This window comes from Coprococcus sp. AM11-30B, assembly GCF_027674365.1.
Classification (GTDB): domain Bacteria; phylum Bacillota; class Clostridia; order Lachnospirales; family Lachnospiraceae; genus Allocoprococcus; species Allocoprococcus comes.
The window spans coordinates 43,398-69,338 of sequence record NZ_JAQDVB010000009.1; the positions used below are offsets into that span (position 1 = coordinate 43,398).

Sequence of the window (25,941 nt, forward strand, 5' to 3'; positions counted from 1 at the left end):
AGTAATGATTCTTATTATTGAGTTTAAAAGTCAGGAGGAATGTCATATGGATAAAAAAGCACTTTACAATTTATCTTATGGAGTATTTATGCTTGCAACACGCTCTGGGAATGTAGTAAACGGATGTATTACCAACACCTGCATCCAGGTTGCGAATAATCCGGTACGAATCGCAATCTCTGTGCTGAATAGCAACTATACCTGTGATCTGATCAAAGAGAGCGGCATTTTTACGTTAAGCCTGCTTGACCAGACCTGCTCTTTTGAAACGATCCGGCATTTCGGTTTCCAGTCCGGCAGAGATGTTGATAAATTCGCAAATATCACTGCACCTGCAGATGAAAATGCAGTTCCTTACCTCGGATGGCAGACATGTTCTGTTCTCAGCGCAAAAGTCGTTTCCAGACAGGATCTTGGAACACATACCCTTTTTATTGCTGAAGTAACCGATGCGAAACTTTTAAGTGACAATCCTCCTCTGACTTACGCAGATTATCAGGCACATGTAAAGCCAAAACCAGAACAGAAAAAAGAGGATAAGAAGATTATCGGATGGCGTTGTAAGATCTGCAATTATGTATACGAAGGAAGCAATCTTCCGGAAGAATTCACCTGCCCGCTCTGTGGACACGGCGCAGATGATTTCGAACCGATTTATGAAAATGCATAGCCTGTTGGAAAATAGACGTTTCAAAAAGAGGGAGTGTATGACTTGAGTTTAAGTCACGCACTCCCTCTTCCAAATTTCCTGTTTTACGATATTTCTTTTTCTAAAATACCATCAGTTTATAAATATTTTCCACATCTTTCTGATCAAGAGTTGCAAATCCTTCCACTGTACCAGTATTTACATCTCCATAACAGCATGTATGTGCCAGCTTTTCAATATCTTCTTCTTTGGCTCCAAGCTCTGCAAAATTCTTTGGCATCCCAATCGAAATTAAAAAGTTTCGAAGTGCCTCAATTCCTTCCAGTGCCGTTCTCTTTGGATCTGCAAAATCCATCTGACAGCCCCAGACACGGACTGCAGCCTGTGCAAAACGCATCACATTGTGTTCCAGTGTATAAGTAAATACAGCCGGCATAACAACCGCAAGCCCTGCACCGTGCGCGCAATCATACAATGCAGATAATTCGTGCTCGATGTTATGGCTTGTCCAGTCCTGTGTACGTCCTACTCCGCAGGAATTATTGTGTGCCATCATACCTGCCCACATAATGTTTGCTCTTGCCTGATAATTATCCGGGTCTGCAATGACTCTCGGTCCTTCATGGATCATCGTCAGAAGAAGCCCTTCGATCATACGGTCTGTCACTTCTACTTCTTCGGTATTGGTCAGATAACGCTCATACAGATGTGCCATAATATCTGTAATTCCGCAAGCTGTCTGATATGCCGGAAGTGTCTGTGTAAGTGCCGGGTTCATGATCGTGAATTTCGGACGGAATGCTTCTCCGGTTGCCCCTCTTTTGAACATTCCTTCTTCTTTTGTAATAACAGAGTCCGGTGATCCTTCACTTCCTGCAGCTGAAATCGTAATAACTGTTCCGATCGGAAGTGCTTCCTCGACAAGCTTTCCTTCATAATAATCCCAGAAATCTCCATCGTATACTGCACCTGCCGCAATTGCCTTTGCGGAATCAATTGTACTTCCGCCTCCGACTGCCAGTACAAAATCTACTTTTTCTTTCCGGCACAGATCGATTCCTTCATATACAAGACCACTTCTCGGATTTGGCTTTACGCCGCCTAATTCTACATAAGAAACCCCTTCTCCGTCCAGAGATTTCTTAACACGATCCAAAAGTCCGGAACGAATGACAGAACCTCCGCCATAATGGAGCAGTACACGACTGCCGCCAAAACGTTTTACATACTTTCCGGTATCATTTTCTGTATCCTTACCAAAAGCAAAATAAGTCGGTGCATAAAATGTGAAATTTTCCATCTTTTATTTCCTTCTTTCCTCTTATGATTTTCTGCTAATTTTTAGTATAAATCCTTTTTTGAGACTTCGCAAGATGACGTAGAAAATATTATGCTCTCCCTGCTCTTCAGATAAATTTTCGTAATACATCCAAGCCAAAATCAGTATTTTTCTTATCCATAGCCGTATTTTCTCTTAGTTGTCCTCCAGTGCAAACTCTGCAAATTTCTCCATCTCTTTTGTCTTGAACTTATTTTTATGATAGAAAATCTGACGATACATCGTAATTTCTATATCTTTCACATCCAAAAGTGTGAGTTTCTTTTTCTCAATATCATCTTCTACTGCAAAACGTGGCAGGAATGAAACGCCTCCCCCACGCATCAGCATTTTTTTGATAAATGCAGTATCACTGATCTCCAGCATCGGAGAAAGCTCTTTTCTTCTTAACGCCAGCTGACCATCAAGTGCCTGCCTGTAATTGGCATTGCGCTCTGTAAGATAAAAAGACTCTTTCAGCAGATCGTCAAGCAATAAATTTCTTTCTTTTGCCAGCCGGTGACTGACTGATGTCACAAACATAACTGGTTCTGCCTTCTCCATCACCTTAATCCAGTTGCTGTCCCATCTTGGTGTATCCAGAATATAGATCATATCCAGTTCATTATGTTCCATCATCTGGATCAGCTTTTCCGGAGAATCTACCGTGATCCGGATAGAAACCCTGGGATACTGTTCCCTGAATTTCCTTATGATCTTTGGAAATTTCACCGTACACAGAGACTCGATCGTCCCAATGTGAAGTGGGTTTTTCAATTCATCCGTATCATTCATGGATGCTTTCGCCTGATGAACATCATAAAGGATCCGGTTGGCATGCTCCAGAAATTCTTCCCCCTGCGGGGTAAGCACCACTTTCTTTCCTGTCCTGTCGAACAGCCTTTTCCCAAGTTCGTTTTCCAGCTGGCGGATCTGAACCGTCACTGCCGACTGCGAATACCCCAGCATCTCTGCCGTTCTGGAAAAGCTCTGCATCTGCGCGATCTGTATAAAAGTCTGTAATTGACGTAATTCCATCTTCTGACTCCATTATAAAAAATTTTCAACGTCTTCATAAAATCTATGAATTTGTTTCACTCATAAGTTGATGGTACAATATAACTAATAAGACGTCAATCCTTTTTACGTGCGTGAAACAATTATTTTACAGGAGGTTTACTATGTCCTTTATCAGTGTTTTTGATGTCATGGGACCGAATATGATCGGACCATCCAGCTCCCATACTGCTGGAGCTGCCAGAATCGCTCTGCTTGCAAGAAAGCTTCTCACCGGTTCTCTTAAAAAAGTAGAATTTACCCTTTATGGATCTTTTGCCAAAACCTATCATGGTCATGGTACGGACCGTGCTCTTCTCGGCGGTATTATGGGATTTGCCACCGATGACGTGCGCATCCGCGATTCCTTCCAGATCGCGACAGACAACGGAATCGAATATTCTTTCATTCCGAACAACGTAGAAACCGACGTACACCCGAATACCGTCGATATCCTGATGGTAAATGAAGAAGGGCAGGAGATGACGATCCGCGGAGAATCTCTCGGTGGCGGAAAAGCCCGCCTGTGCCGGATCAATGGTGTGGAGGTTGATTTTACCGGAGAATACAGCTCGATCGTCGTCGTCCAGAAAGATGCACCGGGCGTTGTTGCTTACATTACCAAATGCCTCAGTGAGCTTGGAATCAATATCGCATTCATGCGTCTGTTCCGCGAATCCAAAGGAAATACCGCTTATACCATCGTAGAATCCGATGATCTGGTACCGGAAGATATCGCAGATACAATCAGAAGAAACAAAAATGTATACAACGTTATGATTGTTCAGATGTAATTGGAAGGAGAATACAGATTATGGATTTTAGAAATGCAAAAGAATTATTAAAAGTCTGTCAGGAACAAGACCTTTCAATTTCTGCTGTGATGCTTCAGAGAGAGCTCACAGAGGGAGAACAGGATCCGGAAGAGACAGACCGCAAAATGGATCGTGTTCTTGAGATCATGAAATCAGCCGCTTCTACTCCGATCCATACCCCGGTCAAATCCATGGGTGGACTGATCGGTGGCGAAGCAAAAAAGATCTCAGATCACAAAGATACCGGAAAAGGTCTTTGCGGAGATCTTCTGGAAAGAGCTGTCATTTACGCGATGGCAACTCTGGAAACCAATGCTTCCATGGGTGTGATCGTAGCTTCCCCGACTGCCGGATCTGCCGGTATCGTTCCGGGACTTCTGCTTGCCCTCCAGGAAACCTATGATCTTTCCGATGAACAGATCAAGCAGGGACTTTATAATGCCAGCGCGATCGGTTATCTTGCTATGCGCAATGCAACTGTCGCCGGAGCAGTCGGTGGATGTCAGGCAGAAGTCGGAATCGCATCTGCAATGGCGGCATCTGCAACCGTTGAACTGATGGGCGGATCCCCGGAACAATCCCTTGCCGCAGTATCCACTGTTCTTATGAATATGCTCGGTCTGGTCTGCGATCCGGTCGGCGGGCTGGTCGAATATCCTTGCCAGAACCGTAATGCTGCCGGTGTGGCAAATGCAACGATCGCTGCAGAGATCGCCCTTTCCGGAGTACGCCAGCTGATTCCATTCGATGAAATGCTGGAAGCGGTGTACACTGTAGGAAAGCGTCTTCCGGCAGAGCTTCGGGAGACAGCTCTCGGCGGATGCGCAACGACACCGTCTGCATGCGCAGCCTGCCATATGTGTGATTAAGCTGTGTAATGTTTTGCAAATATAGACCAGCACACACTGCTTACAATTTTACGATATAAAAAGCTTCTTTTTCAGAAACGGCCCTCCTGTTTTTCTGAAAAGAAGCTTTTTTGTTTACTTATTTTGATTTTCTCACTTACTATTATGACATCTCATAATAATGCGCATAAATTCCACCCTGCTCAAGCAATTCATCATGATTTCCCCGTTCAGCGATTCCATTATTTGCAACCACAAGAATCTCATCCGCATTGCGGATCGTAGAAAGCCGGTGTGCGATCGTGATCGTGGTCCGGTTCTTCGCAAGCTCTTCCAGGCTCTGCTGGATCCAGCGCTCACTCTCATTGTCAAGCGCACTGGTCGCCTCGTCCAAAATCAATATCGGCGGATTCTTAAGAAATACTCTTGCAATCGAAATCCTCTGCTTCTGTCCACCCGACAGACGGGTTCCTCGTTCTCCTACAAAGCTGTCATATCCATCCGGCAGGGACATGATAAATTCATGGATATTTGCCTTCTTCGCCGCATCGATAATTTCTTCCATCGATGCCCCCGGTTTTCCATAAGCAATATTTTCCCTGATCGATCCACAGAACAGATAGACATCCTGCTGTACCAGTCCGATCTGGCTTCTCAGGCTTTCCAGTGTCAGCTTTCTTACATCCTGCCCGTCGATCGTGATCACACCTCCGGTCACATCATAAAATCTTGGAAGCAGGGAACAGATTGTCGTCTTTCCACTTCCCGACGGTCCCACAAGGGCAATGGATCTGCCAGCCGGGATCTTAAAAGATACCCGATCCAGTACCGGCGTATCATCATCACTGTAATGGAAAGAAACATTTTTATATTCCACTTCACCCTTTACATTTTCAAGTGGCTCCGCATCCGGTGCATTTACAATCTCCGGCTCCGTCTCCACAACATCCAGAAAGCGCCGGAAACCGGAAAGACCTTTCTGCATCATCTCGGTAAGCTCCACAAGAATCTGGATCGGACTGATAAAAATTCCGATGTATAGCGCATACATGGCAAGATCGGCAGCTTCCATTTTCCCATGTGCGATCAGCCATCCGCCGAACACTAATGTGATCAGATACATCATTCCCTGGAAGAAAAGATTGCCGCTCATAAAGCTTCCCATACAATGATAGTTTGCATCCTTGGATACCAGAAATCCTTCATTGCTTTTCTCGAATTTCTCCCGTTCAATCTTTTCATTTGCAAAAGACTGCACCACACGGATTCCCGCAAGCGTATCCTGCAGACTGGAATTGACATCCCCGATCTTTCTCCGGTTGTCCATAAAAGTCTCCTGCATCTGACGGTTCTGCTTATAAGAAAAGATCAGCATAAATACAACCATCACAAGCAGCGGAATCGCCAGTCTCCAGTTAATAAGAAACAAAAATGTAAACGAACCAACGATTTTAATTACGGATATAAATAAATTCTCCGGTCCATGGTGTGCAAACTCGGAAATATCAAACAGATCCGATACCAGCTTACTCATCATCTGTCCGGAATTATTCTGGTCATAATAAGAAAAAGAAAGTCTCTCATAATGATCAAATAACTTCTGGCGCATATCCCGTTCCATATGTGCCCCCATCATATGACCCTGATAACTGACATAATATTTACAAAATGTCTGTATGATATACATCACAAGCAAAGCCAGTCCGATCGGCAGAAGTGCTCCAAGGATCTGTGACGGATCCTCTGTAAATAAAGTCTTTGTCAGTGTTCTTAAAATCTGTGGAAATGCAAGATCCACCAGACTGATGATCGCCGCACAGATCAGATCCAGAAAGAATACTGTCCTGTACGGCGCATAATATTTTACAAATTTTTTCAGTGTATGCATCACTTTCTTTTGTGCAATGTCCGGATTCCCCGTTTTATCACACTTTACCTCCTTATCCCCAAAATCTTATATTGTTATTATATCGGGAATCTTTCGTTATTTCCACCTTATTCTCAAATTACTTTTGGAATTTCCCTTCTTTATCCATTTTCCCGTTTTCACGGAATTCTTCATAAATCTGCCGGTAATCTTTTTCAAAAATACTGTTCTTCCGGTAAATGAACATGATATCATGCCTGAGTTTAAAATCATTTAACCGAATCACCTGCAGCTCTTCTTTTCCTTTTATGGTCGCCTGATAGAAAAAAGTTACCCCAAGTCCTGCCTGGAGCATTTTCTGGATTACTCCGATGTTTCCGATCTCTGTCAGGTTGGCAAAGTCAGATACCTGAAGTCCTCTCCTTTTCAGCTCATTTTCCAGAATTTCTCTGGTTCCCGAGCCTGGTTCCCGCAGAATGATCCGTTCCGTAAATAAATCTTTTATCGATGCTCCCCTGAATCTTTCCGCAATTTTTTTATTTCCTGCTGCCACATATTCTTCCTGACTATAAAGAAGATACTCATATTCATCTTTTGGAAATTCTCCCTCGATGATTGCAAAATCCAGTTCTCCTGCATCAAGTTTCATAAGCAGCTCCTTTGTATTTGCCACCTCCACCCGGATATGACTCTCCGGATGATTTAGGATAAACCGTTCTAAATCCTCCGTTATCATAAATTCTGCCACGGAAAGTGTTGCACCAAAAGCATAATTCTGCACGTCTCCTGCCGCATGTCTCATTTTTTCCTGCATGTGAAATTCGTCATGCTTCATCGTAAGTGCTGACCTTTTTAAGATCTCGCCTGCTCTTGTAAGCTCCATTCTTTTCCCATTATGTGCAAAAAGCTCCACTCCGTAGGTCTGCTCCAGAAAATGAATATGCTGGGAAACTGCCGGTTGCGTCAGATTCAGCTCTTTCGCCGCTTTGGTGTAATTCATATACTTGCATACCGTTAAAAATGTATCCATGCGAAAATCCTGCATTCGTTTCTCTCCTCACTGAAATAAATTTTTCTTAACTTCTTTCCATCTATCATAATATATTTTTATTGTTTTATAAATATATATAATTTAATTTTATTGTATTTTTGTGTTATGATAGGCACTGTTATATGAGAGTAACTTATTTATTTCACTTGAAAGGGGTATTTCTATGAATTTTATAACAAAATGTTGGAAAGGCATCTTACTTTGTCTGGTCATCGCCGTTCCATGCTGGTTCCTCGGACAGACATTTCCAATCATCGGCGGACCGGTATTCGGTATCCTTGCCGGAATGATCATTACTTTATTATTAAAAGACAAATCCATGTTTCAGGACGGTATTACTTTTGTGTCAAAGAAGGTTCTTCAGTACGCTGTAATCCTTCTCGGTTTCGGACTGAATCTCTCCGTGATTCTGGAAACCGGAAAACAGTCACTGCCAATTATCGTAACAACGATTTCAACGTCCCTGATCATTGCATATCTGTTACATAAAGTTATGCATGTACCGGGAAATATTTCCACACTGGTCGGTGTCGGATCTTCCATCTGCGGAGGCTCTGCAATTGCCGCAACAGCACCGGTCATTGATGCGGATGATGAAGAAGTTGCACAGGCAATCTCTGTTATCTTCTTTTTCAACATGCTCGCCGCACTGTTCTTCCCGTCACTTGGTGCACTGCTTGGATTTTCAACCAAAAGCGGGGAAGCCTTCGGTATCTTTGCCGGAACTGCGATCAACGATACCTCTTCCGTAACTGCAGCAGCTTCCACCTGGGATTCGCTCTACGCCCTCGGTTCTGCCACACTGGATAAGGCAGTTACGGTCAAACTTACCAGAACGCTCGCGATCATCCCGATCACACTGGTTCTCGCATTTATCCGGACACGCAGCTCCAAAGCCGAAGGAAAGAAAGTGGAATTTAAAAAGATTTTCCCGATGTTCATCCTCTACTTTGTTCTCGCTTCCGTGATCACAACGATCGCAACTTCAGCCGGCGTATCCGCAGATGTATTTACTCCGCTGAAGACACTCAGCAAGTTCTTCATCGTCCTCGCCATGAGTGCAGTCGGTCTGAATACGAATATCATCAAGCTGATCAAAACCGGCGGCAAACCACTCGCTCTTGGTTTCTGCTGTTGGATCGGTATCACGATCGCCAGTCTTTCCATGCAGCATGTGCTTGGAATCTGGTAAATGAAAATCTTTCTCATACTTCAAAAGCCTTGCATAAAGCAGGGCTTTTTCTATAATACAGCTTGCCGATGCCAGCAAGCTGTTTCTCTTATTATCCTTATATCTTATACAATTACTTCCAAAATCCTTTTCCCTTGATACTCCAAGTTCTGGATTCCGCGCTTCTTATTTTTATTAAAAATTGAAACTTAACAAATATCCCCTGTCCTGTTTATAGTATTCCAGATATTCAAACAGCTGCTCTCTCTACTTCTATATTTTTTCTGCCGACTGCATTACTTGCACATTAGAATGTCCAGAAAAGGGAATGTCCATGCCATAACACTAAACATTCCCTTTCTCATGGTTGATTTTTCATTATCTGTAATTCTCCGATTCCCACATTCGAAAACTCTCTCAGATTTTATTTTTCGATTCACCACTACTACACAGCTTTTCTGATGGATATTTCTCCCTTTTTCCACATCTCAAAATACAGATCAAATCCTAACTTCATTATACTATCCAGACTTTCTCAAATTTCCATTTATATAGATGGCAAAAAGGGCAGCATACAGGATTTTGCTCCTGTATGCTGCCCTCATCATATGGTGTATTTGAAAGTTTTTAACGTGTTGTCATTATCCTTCGATACTGATATATTTCTTCTCTTCTACTGCTGGTTTTACTTCTTTCTTCGGGACAAAGAGTTTCAGGATACCATGCTTAAACTCAGCCTTGATATCTTCTTCCGTGATATCTTCACCTACATAATAACTTCTCTGGCAGGCTCCTGCGTAACGTTCACGACGGATGTACTTACCAGTTTCTTTCTCCTGCTCATCCTGATCCAGTCCTTTGGCAGCGCTGACTGTCAGATATCCGTCATTCAGTTCTGCTGTAACTTCATCTTTCTTGAATCCCGGAAGATCGATCTCCAGTTCATAACCATCTTTTTTCTCTTTGATATCTGTCTTCATCAGATTGCCTGCATGATGTCCATACAGTTTTCTCTGGATCTTACGATCTGCTTTATCATCATAAAATGGAAAATCAAAGAAATCATCAAATAAGTTATCATTAAAAATACTAGGCATTAACATAAGTCGTTCCTCCTTATAAATCTATCTGAATTTAGCTAACTTTCTTTTTAAGCGGCTGCCTCATCTGGCAGCCTTGTAACCGGACGCTTACAATCCGCATTCTGATTATCCCTCAATGGAAATGTATTTTTTCTGTTCTACAGCAGGTTTTGCTGCTTCTTTCGGTACGAACAGTTTCAATGTACCGTCTTCAAATTTGGCTTTGATGTCTTCCTGTTTGACACCGTCGCCTACATAAAAGCTTCTGCTGCAGGATCCACTGTAACGTTCACGGCGGATGTACTTGCCATCTTCAGCTTTTTCATCTTTCTTCGTGTTCGTCTCAGCACTGACTGTCAGATAACCATCTTTCAGTTCTGCTTTTACATCTTCTTTTTTAACTCCAGGCATGTTCATCGTTACTTCATAGCCTTTATCGGTATCTTTTACATCCGTTGTCATAAGTCCGGATTCACTGTAATCATATCCTCCAAATGGTTCTCCAAAGAAATCATCCAATAAGTTCTCTCCAAAAATACTAGGCATTAACATAAGTCATATCTCCTTTCAAAAGACATTTATTAATTTATTTAGCACATTCGGATTTATTCTGAAGTGTTGTTGTCATCTCAAACACCGGTCGGTGGAATCTTTATCATCTCTTTTTGTTCCCCCTCCTTTGTTCTAGTTGTAATATAACACTTGTTATTAGCACTGTCAAGAGGTGAGTGCTAATTTTTTGAGATTTTTTTTGCAAACCTTGATTTTACGAGGTTTGCAACACTTTTTCTTCCTTATAATCATCACTTTTTCTTGGTTTGACACCATTTTGACACCAATTTTTTATTTTTGGTGTCAGCTAATTGCTACGCTTTCCAGCCTTGTGATTTCACTCTCAATTCTGGACATCTCACTTACATGGTTATATACGTCCATTGTTACATCTATGTGGGCGTGTCCCATAATATATTGAAGAACTTTTACGTCTATTCTCTTTTCTGCCATTCTGGTACAAGCCGTATGTCGCATAATGTGAGCAGATACCTTTGGTAACACCCATGATTGATTACTCATAGAAGCACCACCTTGTATGACAATAGATTTTTAAAATTTAATCGTTGTCTTTTTTGTAATCGTATAAATATATTCCTCTGGTGTAGGTATTCTGTTTCCAAAGTATTGTTTAAAACGGTTTTTGTTCTTCAATGTCCGAACTATTTATAATATTGTCGATAGTCGCTTGTATTTCTGCCTTAAACTCCGATGTGGACATTCCTTTTGTTTTTGCACCGGCTTTTAAGATTGCTTGTATGTCTTTTCTATTTATTCCAATCATAAAGAATCCTTTCGATTTTACAAATGTCGCAGATTCACACGATATTCTCTTAAAGATGCTTCATCGGCATTGGAAATCTGATATTCCAAATGCTTAATCAATTTCTTCTTGTCGGCTGGCAGATTACCACGAACCTGTATTAAATTAGACGCACCATCAGTCACAATTCTTGTGTTTATTGTAAGATTTTCAACAAGTGTCTTTAATTCAATAAGTTTTTCTATTTCACTTTCTTCTTTCCAGTTTCCCTTTTGAATTTCTTGATACAATTCAGATGTCTTATAAATCGTCAACATAGAAGATTCAATGATTTTAGGATTTAACTGCTTGAAAAGCATTGCTGTCTTTTTCGCACCGACCTCTCCATGACCAGCTCCATAAATTCCTGTTAAATAAAAGAAATTATAGCTGATTCCGGCTTCGTCCAATTTTCTACATTGTTCTAATACATCTTTCGACTGGAAGCCTTTATTCATAAAGGTAAGAGATTCATCATCACCTGTTTCCACACCAATCGTAATACCATCATAGTGCAATCGGTTTTATTGCCGAACCGGATAAACCACCTGTTTTATTTGCAACACAGAATTTCCTTTTCTGTACATCTATTCTCATACCTGTAATTGTGTTGATTAGAGAAATAGAATCTGCTCCACCTGCTTCAACCGCTTTTGCTATTTCTGTTATATCAGTTACATTAGGTGTTAATTTCATGGAGATAGGCTTTTGGGTTATCTTTTTTATTTCACTGGTAATGTATTCCACCATCTTTGGCTCTTGCCCAAATGCAATGCCACCATGTTCAACATTCGGGCATGAAATATTGATTTCCAGCATATCGACAACAGTTTCAGATAGTGTTTCTACAACTTGTAAGTAATCAGACACTGAATTGCCACACACATTAACAATTATTTTAGTATCAAATTTTTGAAGAAAGGGAATATCACGCTCTATAAATACGTCAATTCCAGGATTTTGTAATCCAACAGCATTTATCATTCCACTGCTTGTTTCCATGATTCTGGGGGCTGGATTTCCTTCCCATGGAGTTAATGAAACGCCTTTAGTAACTACTGCACCTAGTTGGTTCAAATCTACAAATTCACTATATTCTTGTCCAGAGCCAAATGTTCCAGACGCAGGCATTATCGGATTTTTAAATGTAATTCCTGCAATATTGATTGATGTGTTAATTGTTGTCACCGCCTTTCTTATTTCAAATTATAGCAAGTATGTAAAACTTGAAAAGTACTGTCTTTTTTTGTTTATAGTGCTGAAAATAATACTAAGTATAAAAAACAATAGTACATTGCAATAATGAATCTAAAAAGATATAATACCATTAAAGGAGGGATTTTATGAGTAATATGAAATCGCCACTTCCTCAATGTGCGTCCATGGTTCGTATCCAAAATATTTTAAGTGGAAAGTGGAAAATAACTATTTTGTGGTATATTTCAGAATATGAAATTCAAAGATTCGGGGAACTACGCCGAAGATTAGGCGATATTACACAGTCTACTCTGACGAAACAGCTTAGAGAATTGGAGCAAGATGGGTTTATCTCACGATATGTATATCAAGAAGTCCCCCCGAAAGTAGAATATTCTTTAACTGATTTAGGGAAAAGTTTTGTACCGATTCTTCAAGATATGAAAAAATGGAGTGATATACATTTAATGTGATATTTAGGCTTGCTATGCGTAGTTTCTACGACAGCAAGCCTTTTGTCTTATTTAATAATCTTCCAGTTATCGTCCTTATGTAACACAAGTTCATACTGTGAGATTTGTGTCATTTTCGACTTGTTATCCAGATACTTCACAGACATACTGACCTTAAGATTATCGCCATCTTTGGTAAAAACAGGATTTACCAGTTCTGAAAATACATAGTCGCCGGATACAGGAGCAATCACACCGTCTTTGACATAATAGGCAAGTTCTTTTTCCGTAGCTGTCGGATAGAGCTTAAAGAATGTTTCCAAGAAAGCGGTAGCGTCCTTGACAGTATCGGAGCTGACACTGACATTTCTGCAATAAATCCTCTATACCGCCACAATAGGGAATCAACTCTTTATATGCCTGCTGAACTTCTGGCTGTAAATCCATGTAATCAAAGTACAGCTTATTTAATCGTCTGACACTGGTTGTTTTTACAATATCGCCAGCAAAAGGGAGCTTCATATCAATGATTTGATAATCGCCACTGTCAGCTTCCACACCGAACAGGTCACGGAACAGCTCATAAGCAATGGGTAAATCAAACCAGCGAGAGGTTTTATCCTCTGCTGATTTTGTCGTTTCAATCAATACGCTACATTCTCCCATCATAATTCAGTCCTTTCTTCTAATTTTGAGCATGAAAAAAGCAGTCGATCATAAATGAAAGACTGCTTTAAATCATATTCTTTATTACTTTGTATGGAGATTTAACTGATTGTCTATGTCCCGTCCGGCATACATTACTCTAAGTATTGTTACAACTTTTTTATCGTTGTCTGGAATATAAAGTACCACATAATTATCTACTGGCAATACACGAAGCCCACGGCTTTTCCACGGTTCTTTTTCATATTTTCGATAACGCTCTGACATCGTATCCAAACTTAATATCTGTTCTTCTAGACGGTCAAGCTGTCCGATTGCATTTTCCGGCGATTGTAATTCAAAAGCAATATATTCAAAAATCCCTCTCAAATCACTGTCAGCCTGTTCGGATACTTCTACTTCATATATCATAAGCCATAATCCTTGCGAATGTCAGCAAAGGCTTTCTTCGCATTTTTTGTCCGTCCAGCCTGCATATCCGCATATCCTTTCTCCAATTCTTCATTGAACTCTGCTTCTGATAATGTGCTGATATCAACAGGTCTGGCAGATGGTATTTTTACTTCAAACGGAAGTCCTCTCTGTAAGATAATCTGTTTATAAAACATATTGATAGCACTGGAAGCAGGGATACCAAGTGTAGACAGGATACTTTCTGCTTTTTCTTTGACATCTGGTTCAATCCTTGCATATAAATTTGCTGATTTTGTAGCCATATAAAACATCTCCTTTCGTGAGTAGTGTTTCCATCTATCTTTATTATATGCAAATGTCCGCACAATAGCAATACCATTTTTACGCTCCAATAATCTTATTGAATAACTGTAACAATACGTCTTTTACGCCGGATGCATTGAATACAAGACCAACGGCTACCTTTCTTAACTCCAGTCACATTTGTTTTCCTGACAGCATTGGAAAAGAGCCCTAGCCTTTGCAGGAAGATTGTCTGCATTGTAGTATCCGTCATAATAATTCCATCAAATGAGTGAAAGTCTCTGCTCTTTGGCAAAGTATTCGATAACACGGCTATATTTTTTCTGAAGCCGTTGCTATTTGTAGAGAATCACTCTTGTCTCGTATGGCTGCAAAATTCCTTCTACATGGTTTTTGTAGTTTGTGATCAGCTCTTCGCCTTTGTTTTCTTCGAACAGTTCGCATGGGACTTCCTTATTTATAAAGTTGCATGCTACCACCAGTTTTTCGTTTCCAAGCGTTCTCTCATATGCATAGATATCATCATTATCTTTCCAGCAGTCCGTGGAATACTCCTTCCACGATCACTTCATACTGGTGACGCAGCCGGATCAGTTTCTGATAGTAGTAGAATACACTATCCTTGTCTTCCAGTGCTGCTTTTGCATTAATCTGTGTATAATTTTTGTTTACACTGATCCAGGGGGTTCCCATAGTAAATCCTGCATTTGCGCTGTCATCCCACTGCATTGGTGTTCTGGCATTGTCACGGCTGATCATCTTCAGGCAGTTCAACATTTCTTCTTCTGTCATCAGCCCGCTTTCTGTATACTCTTTGTATGCATTGATCGATTCGATGTCTCTGTAATCACTGATCGATTTGAAATATGCATTTGTCATACCTATTTCTTCTCCCTGATAAATATATGGGGATCCTTTTAACATATGCAGACAAGTTGCAATCATCTTTGCAGATATATCCCAGTACTTTTATATCAAGAGTTCTCCAAAGGAGAACTTTCCTACAAAGTGAAAAAAGCCGTCCATTTCTGAACGACTGGGAATAGAAAAGGAACGCCAAAAGTGTACGTTCCGTAGTCTATAAAGTATTTAATTTTTCTCTCTGGTGTGCTATCTGACGCCAATTTTGACCCCAAATTTCTGAAAAATGACGATTTTTGATGAACAGCTACAAATTTTCAAAATCCGTGAATTCCTTGTAAACAGGGCGTTACGGAACTATATGAAACTAGACAAAACCAACGTCACAATAACAAGAGGTGAGTGCTAATTTTTTTGTGAAGAATTTGTGAACGCTACGAGCCATGCAAAATGGTAAAAATAAACGCCCTGCAAGTTTATGATCAGTTTTCAGTGCTTTTTTCATATTACTTTATTGAATATCCCTCATTCTGCCTATATAAGTAAAACTTAGCGAAACTTAAATTAAATCTCTTTCAGACAATTCAATTTGGATATTCACCAACTGTGGATTATTTCTCAGTGCACCAGTTTCCAACTTACCGCCTGCTGCCTTGCATCCACAAATCTCTTATAAATACCTTCCTGTTTCATTAATTGCTCATGTGTTCCCTGCTGTGCAATTCTTCCTTTTTCAACAACCACTATCTGGTCTGCATGTCTGACTGTTTTTAATCTGTGGGCAATCATAATAATCGTTTTTTCCTTTGTAAGTGCATCTACTGCATCCATCAGTTCCTTTTCATTCTCCGGATCAACATTTGCCGTTGCTTCATCCAATATGACGATTGGCGCATCCTTCATAATCGCTCTGGCTATCGAAATACGCTGCTTCTCACCACCGGAAAGTGTGGCTCCTCCTTCTCCGATCACTGTGTCATATCCATTTGGAAGTTTGCTGATGAAATCATGACAACATGCTTTCTTCGCCGCTTCCACCACTTCCTCATGACTTGCATCCTGGCGTCCGAATTTAATATTATTCTCAATGGTGTCTGCAAACAAATACACAGACTGAAATACAAATGAAAAATTACGCATCAGACTGTTCATACTATAGTCTTTTACATTCACGCCTCCAAGTGTCACTTCCCCTGAATCCACATCCCAGAATCTGGCGATCAGATTGCAAAGTGTTGATTTTCCTCCACCAGATGGTCCAACGATTGCTGTCGTCGTTTTCTGCGGAATAGAGAGCGATATATCATCAATGATCTTCCGTTTGTCATAAGAAAACGAAACATTAGAAAGTCTGATATCGTAATTTTCCGGCTGTATTTCTTTACCGTCGATATCCATGGTATCCAGCTCCAATATTGCATTTGCTTTATCTACACATACGCTTACCACATGTAAAAGAGATGAATAATTTCCTGCACATTCCAGACTGGCATAAAGCATAAATGCTGAAATTGTCATACCGATCGCATAGACCGCACTCATAGTTCCATTAATATAAAAATATGCACTGCAAGCCACGATCACAGCACCTGTAATTTTGGTTATCACACTTTGCAGAAAATGATAGGGCACAAACAGCATTTCCATCTTTGTATTGATCTTTTCACATGCTTCATTTGCATCATTTAATCTTTTCGCCTGTTTCCCAAGCAAGTTATATGATTTAACTTCTGATATTCCCTGCAGATACTCCATGATCTGGTTTACAAGCTCCGTATCGCATACCACTTTTTGCTCTGAATCTTTTTTACCCGCATTCTGCATCACAGAATTGACCCCAAAGAAAATAAGTACTCCTGCTGCAGCTATCAGTCCGATTCTCCAGTCAAAAATAAACAGCATAAGAATGATCATTGATGTTTCCAGAATTCCCTGCATTGTCAGCATAACCACTCTCGCAGCCACATCGCCAAGTATTTCCATTGTATTGGTTGTAATGGAAGAAATTTCCCCGATACTATTGGAATTGAAATACCCCATCGGCAGATATCGCAGATGTTCTGCAATCTTGATTCTCATAAAAGCACTTGCATTATATCCTCCCTCTGTCTGAAGCACTGTAGAGTATCTCTTGCAGATTACGTCGACTACAATTGCAAGAACCATAATCGCAACGGAGCCTCCAATATATTTTCCTGTCGGTTTCCCACTCAGCAGACCAATCAGTATGTACATAATAGCCGGAATCTTCATTGCTGAGGCAAGAGCCTCTATGAGTCCGATCACTATCGACAGTTTAAATTTATTGCCATTTTCCCTGCCTGAAAAACGAAAGAATTTTGCCAGAATCCCAAACATATCATTCTCCCTCCTTCACCGTATCTTTTACAGAAATATGGGCATTCCACATTTCCTTATAAAGCGGGCATGACACCAGAAGTTCCTCATGTGTGCCATGTGCTGTTACATTTCCATCATTTACAACAAAGATCTGGTCACTGTCCTTAACAGTAGAAAGTCTGTGTGCTATTACGATCAGGGTCTTCCCTGCTACCAGTTTTGCGATAGAATTCTGCAGAATTGCCTCATTTTCCGGATCTGTGTAGGCAGTTGCCTCATCAAGGATCACGATCGGAGCATCCTTTAACATTGCTCTTGCAATGGAGATACGCTGCCTCTCGCCACCTGACAGATGTCCTCCTGCACCTCCTACAACCGTATCAAATCCATTCTCCAACTGCATGATAAATTCATAGCATCCACTTTTCTTTGTCACCTCGATGATCTGTTCATCTGTAGCATCCGGATTTCCCTGTCTGATATTTTCACGGACTGTTTCATTAAACAGATAATTGTCCTGTGCAACATATGCAATTTTCCGATTAAAATCTGCAAATGCCAGTTCTTTGACATCAACTCCACCGATTTTGATGCTTCCGGAATCCACATCCCACAGGGACGCAATCAGCTTTGCGATGGTCGACTTGCCGCTTCCGGAAGGTCCTACGATTGCATTTACCGTTCCTGCTTTCAGCTCCATAGTTACTCCGTGCAGGATTTCTTTGTCGTGATAACCAAATCTGACATCTTCAAGAGTAACGGAGTTATCTTTTGGAACACTTTTACTTTTCTCTGGACGTTCAAGCTCCGGCTGTTCCAGAATTCCTGTCACTTCACCAACAATCACTCCGATCTTGCCAAGATCATCTGTATAGGAACCCACTGTGATCAACGGTCCAACGATTCCAAGTGATAAAATAATGCAGATGACAAAATCTGAAATCGCAAGTGTTCCATTGGCTACATAATGTGCCCCAAACGGCAATACCGTAAGAAGCGTATAAGGTGTGACCACCATCATCAGTCCATGAAAGATCGAGCACCGTTTCATCCAGGAAATAAAGGAATCTGCATAAGCCATAGCCGCCTTTGTAAATTTTGCATAAGAACTTTCTGTCTTTCCAAATGCCTTGATCACTTCGATTCCGTCAATATATTCCACTGCCGCATCATTCAGATCTTTTGTTGTCTGAACCGTTCTCTCGAAGCTTGGTTTATAATCCAGCATCATTCCAAAATAAGAGAATAGTCCAACAATAACCGGCACCAATGACCAGAGTGCCAGTCTCCAGTCTGTCAGAAAGAAATAGATTAAAATCACAACCGGTGCCAGCAGATTGGACGTGAATTCCGGGACAATATGCGCCAGTGTCGTCTCGATACTGTCGATTCTTTCCACCATGATATTTTTAAATGTACCGGAGGGTGTATCCTTTACATAACCCAGCGGCACCCGCGCCAGCTTGTCACAGCAGGTTTCTCTTATATTTGCGAGTACCGCAAACGTTGCTTTATGTGACAATGCTGTCGAGAGCGAATGAAACAGTTCTGCAATGATAAACGACAGTGCAATGAAAACTGCTTTTGCAAGATATGGTTCAAACTCCTTTTCACCACTTAAAAACAGCTTAACTACATCTGCAATGATAAAATACGGAAAAATCTTAAAAATCACATTTCCTATTGCAAGTAACACACTCCACACATAGGCAATTCTTTTTTGTCCGGCCCATGTCAGGATCCAACTGACTGCCGACTTCTTTTTTTCTTTCACATCTGTTCACTCCTTACGTTCGTTTTATTGTTTCGTTTTATTGTTTTACCTTCTATTAGTTCGCACTAACCACCATATAATAAAATAGGTGGTTTACTGGCATCAACCACCTGATATTATTATCCTGTCTGAACTTTATTCAGAAATCCAGAACCTGCAACACACATAACCTATTCAGAATTCCTGCATCAGTTATACTGGAAATTCAATATTCCACAATCGTTCCCAGCCACCTGTATTAAATTCTTTCAGTTGATGTACATTTTTCTTTGCAGTCTCCCTGTCTATATCATGCTCAATAATCTGAAATACTGATGAAAAAAATCCCGTATAGATCATATGCATAAGACTTTCCTCTACAGTCGGTATTTTGACACCGTTCTCTTTCATTTTTTCCATATATTTCAGGCTGGACTTCATTTCCCGCTCTACCATATTGTGTATGAATAGTTCAAATTTTCCACTGTCTCCGCATTTCAACAATAATCTGAAATTATCATAATGATCATAGATATAATCAACCATCTGCTCCATCCCATCACTGGATGTATCCGACATATTCCTTGTCTGATCACTGGCAGAAAGCTTTTCAAACTCCTCAACAATCTGGTCATAAATCTGATAAATATGTTCCATATAGGGATCCGTCAGCGCATCAAAAAGTGCCTCTTTCGTCGGATAATATTTGTAAAATGCGCTAGTAGTAAGCCCTGCATCTTTTACAATATTTCTTAAAGATGCTCCTGTCAAACCATCTTTCAGAAAATGTTTTCTGGCTGTATCTAATATGTTTTTCTGTGTATCTTCTGCTTTCGTCGACATGCTTTTTGTATCCTCAAAATTTTCTTTTCATAAATATAACAGTGTTATATAGCACTGTTATATTTTAACTCATTATAGGAATTTGTCAAGTCTACTGTTTAGATTTTCTTTATCTTTTATCTATCTACTCTTTTCCATTTTGCAACAGCATTTCTTACCCGCCAGTCAATATCCAGACGTGCTCTGCGACATTCTTTCGGATGTTTTCTTGCTGCCTGAAATGCCAGTTTCACAAAGAGTCCGGATCCAACCGGGAGCATTGTCTTTAGCATGCTCTCCGGAAAAACGAAATGGGTTCCATGCTCATAAATGACATAATCCAATCTGCATGTGTGTGAATGTTCTTTCATACGCTGCTTCATACGGCGGATATATTTTACAGTATCCCACAACACATCATCTTCCGCACCAATTAACAATACTGTTCCATGGATTTTTTCAATCTTGATCATCTCGTCTTCTGTGATTGGATGAGCCTTTTCCGAGTCATCAAACAGTTTTCTTGAATTAATCATATCACCGGTCCGTTTTGTTTCTTTCTTAATCACATGCCAGTAATCCGGATGTTTGTAGCAAAAAGGCATATACGGAAGGGGTTCTCCTTTGTAAGAAAAAAGAGATTCTCCTTCAATCGGCCATTCCTTACAGCCATCTTTTTTGCCCTGCATAAACCCCTGCCAGATAAAATCACTCGGTGTCAGACCTATCGTTAATGTAATATTCTCAAAATAAGAAGCGGCAGTCAATGCAAGTGTTCCTGTAGTAGATGCCCCGACAATTCCTATCTTCTGATTACTATTCATTTTTAACCAATTGATTGCTTTCTCTATACGTTCCAATGGATAATTATGATGTCCATAATCTTTTTTTCCAGGTGACATTGTCATCACATTTACGCCAAGTTTATGTAGCCATTTCACGGATGTACGCGCCAGATAATCCTCTGGATCATCCCCGATCATTGCTATCATTGCACAGTCTGAGCCTGTTTTACATTTCCAGTATGCACCATAAAATCCATCTGTTTCCACATCAAAATGTCTTTTCTTCATTTGTATCATCTCCTTAATATCGGCCACGTTTCTCCAAAACTATTATTTTGTTTGAGATATTCCGAACAGCCGGAATCTTACCTATTACACAATAAACAGGCATAAGCTCTTTCATTCCTTCAACAAGACTGACTTCCTGCCGAACAGAAAATGCCGGCACAATTCTTTGCAGTTCTGTTCCGTTCTTAACTCCCCATGTGAATTTTGCATTGCTTCCCTCTATGGATTTCTCTTTCATATGCTTTACAACAAAGGGTGACATGGTTTCGACCATTACTGTAACTTTCTGAAATGATTTATCAATAATAGAAAACATCTTCCTGATATCTTTCTCATACAAATACATTGTAAGTCCTTCGATTATTACCAGAATATTCTTACCGTGATAATCGATATCATCTATGTAGGAATCATCCATTGCAGACTTTGCAATCTGATACACCGGATCAGTTTCGGTAAGGAACTGGCTCCTTATTTTCATTGTTTCCGGAAGGTCTACATTATACCAGCGCAGATATTTTTCCTTCATCCGGTAGCATCTGGTATCCAGTCCGCATGCAATATTTACGACAACTGTATTTTCATGCTTCTTCAAATATTGCTCAACCATCTGGTCTAATACAATTGTTCTTGCAATCACACCATAGTTCATAGCGTTATCTTTATCTGCTATAGAAAAGTCATAGTCCAGCTTTTCCACAAGTTCTACTGCAATCTCATCTTTGATCTTTGCATTTTGTTTTTTTGTTTCTTTTGCTCTTGCATACAGGGTCTGTACCATCGTTTCCGGCACACCTGTCACATTCACTTTTTCTTTCATTATCTGTCGCCTTCCACTGCCTTTCTTACTTCTTCCACCCACTCTGCACTATGACAGCAAAACAGTTCTTCATGCTGCATGTTATGTCTCCGAATATCCGGATTTTTAAAATAAGTACAATATCTCTTTTCATATTTTCTGCCCATCTTTGTTGCGTAAAACACGTGTATCGTAGTTCCCGGCACATCAATTCCATGCTGGACTTTCGTAACCAGATCAGAATAAAACTGATTATAAACACTCTGTTTCGTAATCCATGGATTTCCTCCTTTACCGATTCCAAACATATTCAAAAATCCATTATATAATTCTTTTTTAACCTCATCTGTCTTATTCAGTTTTTTCTGCATAAATTTCGGAAGAGCACCTGTATGTATCATTTTATACATGAAAGGGACTACCATGGATGACTTGATTTTTGCCACAAGACGACCTGCTTCGTCCATATCACTGCTCCCAATAATGCCATGATCTATATGAATTCTTTTTCGCTGAATCAAAAGGGATACAAAACTTCCACCAAGGGAACACCCATACGCTGCTTTAATTCTTCCACCATACTTTTTCTTGATTTCCAGCTCAATCTTTTCACATTCATCTTCCATTGAATAAAATTCTGTTTTCTCATTTGGATCAAATCCATCATAAGAAACTGTTACCGTGTAAAAATAAGAATGTAATCTATCCAGTACATGTTCAAAGCTGCTATACAGGCAACAGGTACCAGGAAATAAAAATATCACTGGTTTACTACTGTCTCCACTTTCATAAAATTTCATATCTGTCCTCCTTTAGTTTTTTCATATAAGCATAAAATTGCTTATGCAGCTCCCTCATTTCATCTGGTGCCTTCCTGGCATGTTGATACATAAATTTATCTCCAAAGCTACTTTCGAATGTAACAGCAAGCATAAGTATTATAACCAGTTTCTGCAAATAAGACCGCATACAAGGATCCAATCACACCTGCACCATAAATCAATATTCTCATAGAAATCCGTCCTCTTTTTCATTTTCAAAAAAACTGCCAGCGCCCATGTTAGTGATATCTAACTCTCATTTTCTAAAAAACCGTGTGAAAACAAAACTATAATTCCACACGGTTTCTTTTCTTATGCATTCAGTATATCACTTTTACTTAGTTAATCAACCAAATTTTGTCTTCATAATATTTAAAATTTCATGTTCATGCGCATTATATTCACTGCACTTGGAATGCAATTTATACCCTCATCTGGTCATTAAAATAATAATTTACATACTCTTCCGAAGATACATTCTAATCAGTATGATTCCCATATTGACAAACACAAATAACACAATTAAATTCACAAGCAGATATTCTCTGATTCCATCTCCTAGCACTGCAATCCCCGAAAGACTTCCAAGTAAAAACATCTGAGAAATTTTATCCCACATTTTTTTGTATCGTTTTATTGCTTCTGCAATCATTACTATCATAATTACCAATATAAAAATTATAGCTACGATTGCCAAAATCCTGATAACCCAGGCTTCTCCCCCCGTATAAGCTATTTTCTGATTGAACCCATTATCATAAGTCGGATATACCAACCATTCACAAAATCGAACATGCCATTTGATCTGCTTCTTTATCCGGCAGTGGTTCTTTTTCTTCCAACTGTTTCAGAATCATTTCTTCCCGTTCTCTGGCTGCCTTATCTACTTCCAGAAGGTATTCTCCAATGGTGTCCTGCAGAAGCATTACCTGATAGATTGAATTTCGATGGTTCTTCAGATAATCTCTGCGAAGAAAACCATACTTGCCAAGTTGCTCCATCTGCTCACCGGATTTATAGGTGAGATTCGGGATCAGATATCCATTTACATTTGTATACGTTATATAAACAGGACATTCGCAATCCGCTTTCGCTACTTGCTCATGAACGCAGTTGCTTCGCTGCCTGCGTTCATTTTATTAGCACTCTCCATTTCTCATCATTTTTTGACCACAAATTTACGACATTTACGACAAATCTGACACTGCTTTACAATACCAGACAAAATGACTGATGCCCCGGAAAGCCTGTAAAATAGCCACTTTCGGGATACACAAGACAGGACAAAAACCGACTTCCATTATCAAGAGGTGAGTGCTAATTCTTTTGTGAACGCTACGAGCCATGCATACGTATATAATTCTTTTTTGTTCTTTCCTTGATATTCTTTGTTGCCATGTATCGCTCAAACAACGTATTTACGGTCAGTTTCTTGACTGATGCATCTGCAATAAGCAGATCATCCATATCCTTATTAATCTTCTTTTCCTTTTCTCGCAGACTCGCCAGATTAGTTGCATAAACCGAATTATGCTTTCCATTTTCTCCTTCTTAATCCCATTTGAAAGAATCTGTGCCAATACGATTGATCGGTTCATCCAAATCATGAAATTTGTTTGCCATTGTTTTTACCTCATTTTTTCAATATCTTCATCATCTGTTTTTTCGATGGCACCTGACCTGCAACAATCAGTTTCCCGTCAATCATCACAGAAGGAGCCGTCATCACTCCCAGCTTTACGATCTCAACCAGATCTGTCACTCTCTCGATTTCCGTATCCATCCCGAGTTCTTCAAGACACTCCTTCACAACCGCATTTGTCTTATCACAATTTTCACAGCCACTTCCGATTACTTTTATATTCATATCCTACCTCCAGATTTAATTATTCAGTTTCATAGGAAGTCCCACACATTCTTCCCACGCTGCCGCGATTTCACGGATCAGTGCAATTCCGATTTTAGAAATAAAGACAAGCTGAGACTTCGGCTGGGCTTTGTAAGGTGCATAATCCCGTTTTTTTCCAACTACGTCAACCTTTTCCCATCCTTCTTTTTCTACTTTAAAGAATCCCTTTACACGGAAAACATCCGGTTCAATCTTTGCAAGGAAAGCTTCCAGCTTTTCCTTCTGGATCTCTCCTGTAAAATCCATGGAAAATGTTTTCGGTTTATTTTTCGATGAATTCGTAGTATCCTCACATTCTGCCCATTTGTACAGCATCAGATCCATATCATAAAACGAACGGTCAATATTTCCATTCGCACTCTCTGTAATTGGGCATACTGGATTAATTTCACGCACTTTGTCTTTCACCTGTTCAATCTGCTCGCTACCCACCAGATCAACCTTTGTCAGAACCGCAAGATTGCAGTGTTTAAGTTGACGGTCAATTGTCTCTGAATCCCCGATCTGATCCAGAAAATTATAACAGTCCACCAGGCAGATGCATCCTCTGAAGTCATATGCCCCAGGCGTCATTACTTCTGTGGCTGCAAGAATTTCTTCTGCATTAGACGGGTCCCCGAATCCAGAGCTTTCCACAAACACATATTCCAGACCTTTCTGTGCCATCTGCGTCAGTGCATCCACAAAGGATAAACGAAGGCAACTGCAAAAAATAGAGCCTCTGTTCAATTCTATCATCTGGATATCATTATTCTGAAGCACCGTTCCGTCAATACTGATCTTTCCCAGTTCATTCTGGATTACCCCAACCTTTGTTCCTTCCATGTTTTCAAGCAGATTTCTCAAGATTGTTGTTTTCCCAGCTCCTAAGAACCCTGTCAGAAAATATAATTTAATTTTACTCATGATTCATTTTCTCCTTTTCCGTATTACAATTGCAATTTAAAAGTCCGGCATAATCTCCCGGAATCATCAGATGCCCCACTGTCTTATAAACCTCATTCATTACGTCTATGTCCAGAGAATACTGCATCCATTTTCCTTCTTTGCGCGCCTTTACGATTCCCAGATCACACATCAGCTTCATATCATGCGATAAGGTCGGCTGTGTAATATGAAATTCCTCCAGGATCTTACAGGCACATAATTCTCCTTCGGATAACATGTCGATGATCTTCAGGCGTTTCGGATCCGACATCACTTTGAATATACGGGCATATTTTTCATAGTCTATCTGCATTTTCTTCGTAAATCGCTCCTTCCTCATGTCCGGCGGGTAGCAAATTCATATGCCTTTTCGTGCAAGCACGAATGATATTT

28 protein-coding genes and 5 pseudogenes are annotated in these 25,941 nt (G+C 40.2%); 5 read left to right on the plus strand and 28 right to left on the minus strand.

The window, feature by feature from the left end; translation table 11 throughout:
• Positions 1–46 precede the first annotated feature (46 nt).
• Positions 47–670 carry a flavin reductase gene (locus tag PGU50_RS07500; RefSeq protein WP_022220884.1) on the plus strand — a complete coding sequence of 208 codons (624 nt, stop codon included), beginning with the start codon at positions 47–49 and terminating at the stop codon, positions 668–670.
• A 100-nt stretch (positions 671–770) separates the two neighbouring features.
• Here PGU50_RS07500 and PGU50_RS07505 read toward each other — a convergent pair whose 3' ends face one another.
• Positions 771–1,949, minus strand: a complete 1,179-nt coding sequence (locus PGU50_RS07505; protein ID WP_022220883.1) for an iron-containing alcohol dehydrogenase — start codon at positions 1,947–1,949, stop codon at positions 771–773.
• A gap of 174 nt (positions 1,950–2,123) precedes the next feature.
• Positions 2,124–3,005 (minus strand): LysR family transcriptional regulator, encoded by an 882-nt coding sequence (locus PGU50_RS07510; RefSeq protein ID WP_118198530.1) that lies wholly within the window; start codon positions 3,003–3,005, stop codon positions 2,124–2,126.
• Positions 3,006–3,148: 143 nt separating this feature from the next.
• Between PGU50_RS07510 and sdaAB the strand changes: the two genes are divergently transcribed.
• Positions 3,149–3,817, plus strand: a complete 669-nt coding sequence (gene sdaAB / locus PGU50_RS07515) for an L-serine ammonia-lyase, iron-sulfur-dependent subunit beta (RefSeq protein ID WP_270246567.1) — start codon at positions 3,149–3,151, stop codon at positions 3,815–3,817.
• A gap of 20 nt (positions 3,818–3,837) precedes the next feature.
• Positions 3,838–4,707, plus strand: coding sequence for an L-serine ammonia-lyase, iron-sulfur-dependent, subunit alpha (gene sdaAA, locus PGU50_RS07520; RefSeq protein WP_270246568.1), 870 nt, complete (start codon positions 3,838–3,840; stop codon positions 4,705–4,707).
• A gap of 142 nt (positions 4,708–4,849) precedes the next feature.
• On the opposite strand, the gene PGU50_RS07525 is transcribed toward sdaAA, so the two are convergent.
• Both PGU50_RS07525 and PGU50_RS07530 read right to left on the minus strand, forming a co-directional pair.
• Complete coding sequence (locus tag PGU50_RS07525) at positions 4,850–6,574, minus strand: ABC transporter ATP-binding protein (protein WP_118217469.1); 1,725 nt, start codon at positions 6,572–6,574, stop codon at positions 4,850–4,852.
• Positions 6,575–6,692: 118 nt separating this feature from the next.
• Positions 6,693–7,598, minus strand: a complete 906-nt coding sequence (locus PGU50_RS07530) for a LysR family transcriptional regulator (protein ID WP_117824150.1) — start codon at positions 7,596–7,598, stop codon at positions 6,693–6,695.
• A gap of 169 nt (positions 7,599–7,767) precedes the next feature.
• On the opposite strand from PGU50_RS07530, the gene PGU50_RS07535 reads away from it, so the two are divergent.
• The gene (locus PGU50_RS07535) at positions 7,768–8,796 is read left to right on the plus strand and encodes a YeiH family protein (RefSeq protein ID WP_117824151.1); all 1,029 of its coding nucleotides are present in this window, start codon (positions 7,768–7,770) and stop codon (positions 8,794–8,796) included.
• A gap of 620 nt (positions 8,797–9,416) precedes the next feature.
• On the opposite strand, the gene PGU50_RS07540 is transcribed toward PGU50_RS07535, so the two are convergent.
• From PGU50_RS07540 to PGU50_RS07565, 6 genes and pseudogenes are all read right to left on the minus strand, one after another.
• Positions 9,417–9,878, minus strand: a complete 462-nt coding sequence (locus PGU50_RS07540; protein WP_008374342.1) for an Hsp20/alpha crystallin family protein — start codon at positions 9,876–9,878, stop codon at positions 9,417–9,419.
• A gap of 105 nt (positions 9,879–9,983) precedes the next feature.
• Positions 9,984–10,409, minus strand: a complete 426-nt coding sequence (locus PGU50_RS07545) for an Hsp20/alpha crystallin family protein (protein ID WP_008374340.1) — start codon at positions 10,407–10,409, stop codon at positions 9,984–9,986.
• A gap of 303 nt (positions 10,410–10,712) precedes the next feature.
• Positions 10,713–10,913: pseudogene (locus PGU50_RS07550) on the minus strand (tyrosine-type recombinase/integrase); the annotation flags it as partial.
• A 48-nt stretch (positions 10,914–10,961) separates the two neighbouring features.
• Positions 10,962–11,193, minus strand: a pseudogene (locus tag PGU50_RS07555) (hypothetical protein).
• A gap of 17 nt (positions 11,194–11,210) precedes the next feature.
• Positions 11,211–11,729, minus strand: a complete 519-nt coding sequence (locus PGU50_RS07560) for a hypothetical protein (protein WP_270246569.1) — start codon at positions 11,727–11,729, stop codon at positions 11,211–11,213.
• Positions 11,722–12,342, minus strand: a pseudogene (locus PGU50_RS07565) (dihydroorotate dehydrogenase); the annotation flags it as partial. The pseudogene PGU50_RS07565 and the gene PGU50_RS07560, both read right to left, overlap by 8 nt.
• Positions 12,343–12,554: 212 nt before the next feature.
• Here PGU50_RS07565 and PGU50_RS07570 point away from each other — a divergent pair.
• Positions 12,555–12,881, plus strand: coding sequence for a winged helix-turn-helix transcriptional regulator (locus PGU50_RS07570; RefSeq protein WP_117556854.1), 327 nt, complete (start codon positions 12,555–12,557; stop codon positions 12,879–12,881).
• Between the two features lie 47 nt (positions 12,882–12,928).
• On the opposite strand, the pseudogene PGU50_RS07575 reads toward PGU50_RS07570, so the two are convergent.
• From PGU50_RS07575 to PGU50_RS07670, 18 genes and pseudogenes are all read right to left on the minus strand, one after another.
• A pseudogene (locus PGU50_RS07575) lies at positions 12,929–13,228 on the minus strand (conjugal transfer protein); the annotation flags it as partial.
• Positions 13,167–13,529, minus strand: coding sequence for a conjugal transfer protein (locus tag PGU50_RS07580; RefSeq protein ID WP_270246570.1), 363 nt, complete (start codon positions 13,527–13,529; stop codon positions 13,167–13,169). The gene PGU50_RS07580 and the pseudogene PGU50_RS07575, both read right to left, overlap by 62 nt.
• A gap of 81 nt (positions 13,530–13,610) precedes the next feature.
• A complete protein-coding gene (locus tag PGU50_RS07585) occupies positions 13,611–13,937 on the minus strand; it encodes a type II toxin-antitoxin system RelE/ParE family toxin (protein WP_117556852.1) in 327 nt (108 codons plus the stop codon).
• Positions 13,934–14,242, minus strand: coding sequence for a type II toxin-antitoxin system RelB/DinJ family antitoxin (locus PGU50_RS07590; protein ID WP_028087852.1), 309 nt, complete (start codon positions 14,240–14,242; stop codon positions 13,934–13,936). The genes PGU50_RS07585 and PGU50_RS07590 overlap by 4 nt, the downstream gene beginning before the upstream one ends.
• Positions 14,243–14,578: 336 nt before the next feature.
• Positions 14,579–14,722, minus strand: coding sequence for a hypothetical protein (locus PGU50_RS07595; RefSeq protein WP_270246571.1), 144 nt, complete (start codon positions 14,720–14,722; stop codon positions 14,579–14,581).
• Between the two features lie 46 nt (positions 14,723–14,768).
• Complete coding sequence (locus tag PGU50_RS07600; RefSeq protein ID WP_442872529.1) at positions 14,769–15,188, minus strand: alpha-amylase family glycosyl hydrolase; 420 nt, start codon at positions 15,186–15,188, stop codon at positions 14,769–14,771.
• Positions 15,189–15,722: 534 nt separating this feature from the next.
• Positions 15,723–17,462: an ABC transporter ATP-binding protein gene (locus PGU50_RS07605; protein ID WP_270246572.1), complete on the minus strand. Its 1,740-nt coding sequence runs from the start codon at positions 17,460–17,462 to the stop codon at positions 15,723–15,725.
• A 1-nt stretch (position 17,463) separates the two neighbouring features.
• A complete protein-coding gene (locus PGU50_RS07610) occupies positions 17,464–19,218 on the minus strand; it encodes an ABC transporter ATP-binding protein (RefSeq protein WP_117556848.1) in 1,755 nt (584 codons plus the stop codon).
• A 192-nt stretch (positions 19,219–19,410) separates the two neighbouring features.
• Complete coding sequence (locus PGU50_RS07615) at positions 19,411–20,040, minus strand: TetR/AcrR family transcriptional regulator (RefSeq protein WP_270246573.1); 630 nt, start codon at positions 20,038–20,040, stop codon at positions 19,411–19,413.
• Between the two features lie 116 nt (positions 20,041–20,156).
• The gene (locus tag PGU50_RS07620; RefSeq protein ID WP_270246574.1) at positions 20,157–21,092 is read right to left on the minus strand and encodes an acyl-CoA thioester hydrolase/BAAT C-terminal domain-containing protein; all 936 of its coding nucleotides are present in this window, start codon (positions 21,090–21,092) and stop codon (positions 20,157–20,159) included.
• A 13-nt stretch (positions 21,093–21,105) separates the two neighbouring features.
• Complete coding sequence (locus PGU50_RS07625; RefSeq protein ID WP_270246575.1) at positions 21,106–21,912, minus strand: class I SAM-dependent methyltransferase; 807 nt, start codon at positions 21,910–21,912, stop codon at positions 21,106–21,108.
• Positions 21,912–22,691, minus strand: a complete 780-nt coding sequence (locus PGU50_RS07630; protein WP_117556844.1) for a hypothetical protein — start codon at positions 22,689–22,691, stop codon at positions 21,912–21,914. Before PGU50_RS07630 ends, PGU50_RS07625 begins: the two co-directional genes overlap by 1 nt.
• Before the next feature lie 475 nt (positions 22,692–23,166).
• Positions 23,167–23,487 carry a DUF6040 family protein gene (locus PGU50_RS07640; protein ID WP_270246576.1) on the minus strand — a complete coding sequence of 107 codons (321 nt, stop codon included), beginning with the start codon at positions 23,485–23,487 and terminating at the stop codon, positions 23,167–23,169.
• 19 nt (positions 23,488–23,506) lie between these two features.
• Positions 23,507–23,776: pseudogene (locus tag PGU50_RS07645) on the minus strand (TnpV protein); the annotation flags it as partial.
• A gap of 271 nt (positions 23,777–24,047) precedes the next feature.
• A complete protein-coding gene (locus tag PGU50_RS07650; protein WP_270246578.1) occupies positions 24,048–24,179 on the minus strand; it encodes a hypothetical protein in 132 nt (43 codons plus the stop codon).
• A 166-nt stretch (positions 24,180–24,345) separates the two neighbouring features.
• On the minus strand, positions 24,346–24,579 hold the full coding sequence (locus PGU50_RS07660) for a thioredoxin family protein (protein WP_270246579.1): 234 nt from the start codon (positions 24,577–24,579) through the stop codon (positions 24,346–24,348).
• Positions 24,580–24,594: 15 nt separating this feature from the next.
• Complete coding sequence (locus tag PGU50_RS07665) at positions 24,595–25,527, minus strand: CobW family GTP-binding protein (protein WP_270246580.1); 933 nt, start codon at positions 25,525–25,527, stop codon at positions 24,595–24,597.
• Positions 25,520–25,861, minus strand: coding sequence for an ArsR/SmtB family transcription factor (locus tag PGU50_RS07670; RefSeq protein WP_117556838.1), 342 nt, complete (start codon positions 25,859–25,861; stop codon positions 25,520–25,522). The genes PGU50_RS07665 and PGU50_RS07670 overlap by 8 nt, the downstream gene beginning before the upstream one ends.
• Positions 25,862–25,941 lie beyond the last annotated feature (80 nt).

Bases quoted from the DNA above. Each gene is read 5' to 3' on its own strand.
- PGU50_RS07660 (WP_270246579.1), bottom strand. From the start codon at position 24,579: ATGAATATAAAAGTAATCGGAAGTGGCTGTGAAAATTGTGATAAGACA.
- PGU50_RS07510 (WP_118198530.1), bottom strand. From the start codon at position 3,005: ATGGAATTACGTCAATTACAGACTTTTATACAGATCGCGCAGATGCAG.
- PGU50_RS07670 (WP_117556838.1), bottom strand. From the start codon at position 25,861: ATGCAGATAGACTATGAAAAATATGCCCGTATATTCAAAGTGATGTCG.
- sdaAB (WP_270246567.1), top strand. From the start codon at position 3,149: ATGTCCTTTATCAGTGTTTTTGATGTCATGGGACCGAATATGATCGGA.
- PGU50_RS07665 (WP_270246580.1), bottom strand. From the start codon at position 25,527: ATGAGTAAAATTAAATTATATTTTCTGACAGGGTTCTTAGGAGCTGGG.
- PGU50_RS07590 (WP_028087852.1), bottom strand. From the start codon at position 14,242: ATGGCTACAAAATCAGCAAATTTATATGCAAGGATTGAACCAGATGTC.
- PGU50_RS07630 (WP_117556844.1), bottom strand. From the start codon at position 22,691: ATGAAATTTTATGAAAGTGGAGACAGTAGTAAACCAGTGATATTTTTA.
- PGU50_RS07615 (WP_270246573.1), bottom strand. From the start codon at position 20,040: ATGTCGACGAAAGCAGAAGATACACAGAAAAACATATTAGATACAGCC.
- PGU50_RS07585 (WP_117556852.1), bottom strand. From the start codon at position 13,937: ATGATATATGAAGTAGAAGTATCCGAACAGGCTGACAGTGATTTGAGA.
- PGU50_RS07500 (WP_022220884.1), top strand. From the start codon at position 47: ATGGATAAAAAAGCACTTTACAATTTATCTTATGGAGTATTTATGCTT.
- PGU50_RS07620 (WP_270246574.1), bottom strand. From the start codon at position 21,092: ATGAAGAAAAGACATTTTGATGTGGAAACAGATGGATTTTATGGTGCA.
- PGU50_RS07525 (WP_118217469.1), bottom strand. From the start codon at position 6,574: ATGCATACACTGAAAAAATTTGTAAAATATTATGCGCCGTACAGGACA.
- PGU50_RS07605 (WP_270246572.1), bottom strand. From the start codon at position 17,462: ATGTTTGGGATTCTGGCAAAATTCTTTCGTTTTTCAGGCAGGGAAAAT.
- PGU50_RS07540 (WP_008374342.1), bottom strand. From the start codon at position 9,878: ATGTTAATGCCTAGTATTTTTAATGATAACTTATTTGATGATTTCTTT.
- PGU50_RS07580 (WP_270246570.1), bottom strand. From the start codon at position 13,529: ATGATGGGAGAATGTAGCGTATTGATTGAAACGACAAAATCAGCAGAG.
- PGU50_RS07625 (WP_270246575.1), bottom strand. From the start codon at position 21,912: ATGAAAGAAAAAGTGAATGTGACAGGTGTGCCGGAAACGATGGTACAG.
- PGU50_RS07570 (WP_117556854.1), top strand. From the start codon at position 12,555: ATGAGTAATATGAAATCGCCACTTCCTCAATGTGCGTCCATGGTTCGT.
- PGU50_RS07545 (WP_008374340.1), bottom strand. From the start codon at position 10,409: ATGTTAATGCCTAGTATTTTTGGAGAGAACTTATTGGATGATTTCTTT.
- PGU50_RS07535 (WP_117824151.1), top strand. From the start codon at position 7,768: ATGAATTTTATAACAAAATGTTGGAAAGGCATCTTACTTTGTCTGGTC.
- PGU50_RS07650 (WP_270246578.1), bottom strand. From the start codon at position 24,179: ATGGATGATCTGCTTATTGCAGATGCATCAGTCAAGAAACTGACCGTA.
- sdaAA (WP_270246568.1), top strand. From the start codon at position 3,838: ATGGATTTTAGAAATGCAAAAGAATTATTAAAAGTCTGTCAGGAACAA.
- PGU50_RS07505 (WP_022220883.1), bottom strand. From the start codon at position 1,949: ATGGAAAATTTCACATTTTATGCACCGACTTATTTTGCTTTTGGTAAG.
- PGU50_RS07530 (WP_117824150.1), bottom strand. From the start codon at position 7,598: ATGCAGGATTTTCGCATGGATACATTTTTAACGGTATGCAAGTATATG.
- PGU50_RS07600 (WP_442872529.1), bottom strand. From the start codon at position 15,188: ATGATTGCAACTTGTCTGCATATGTTAAAAGGATCCCCATATATTTAT.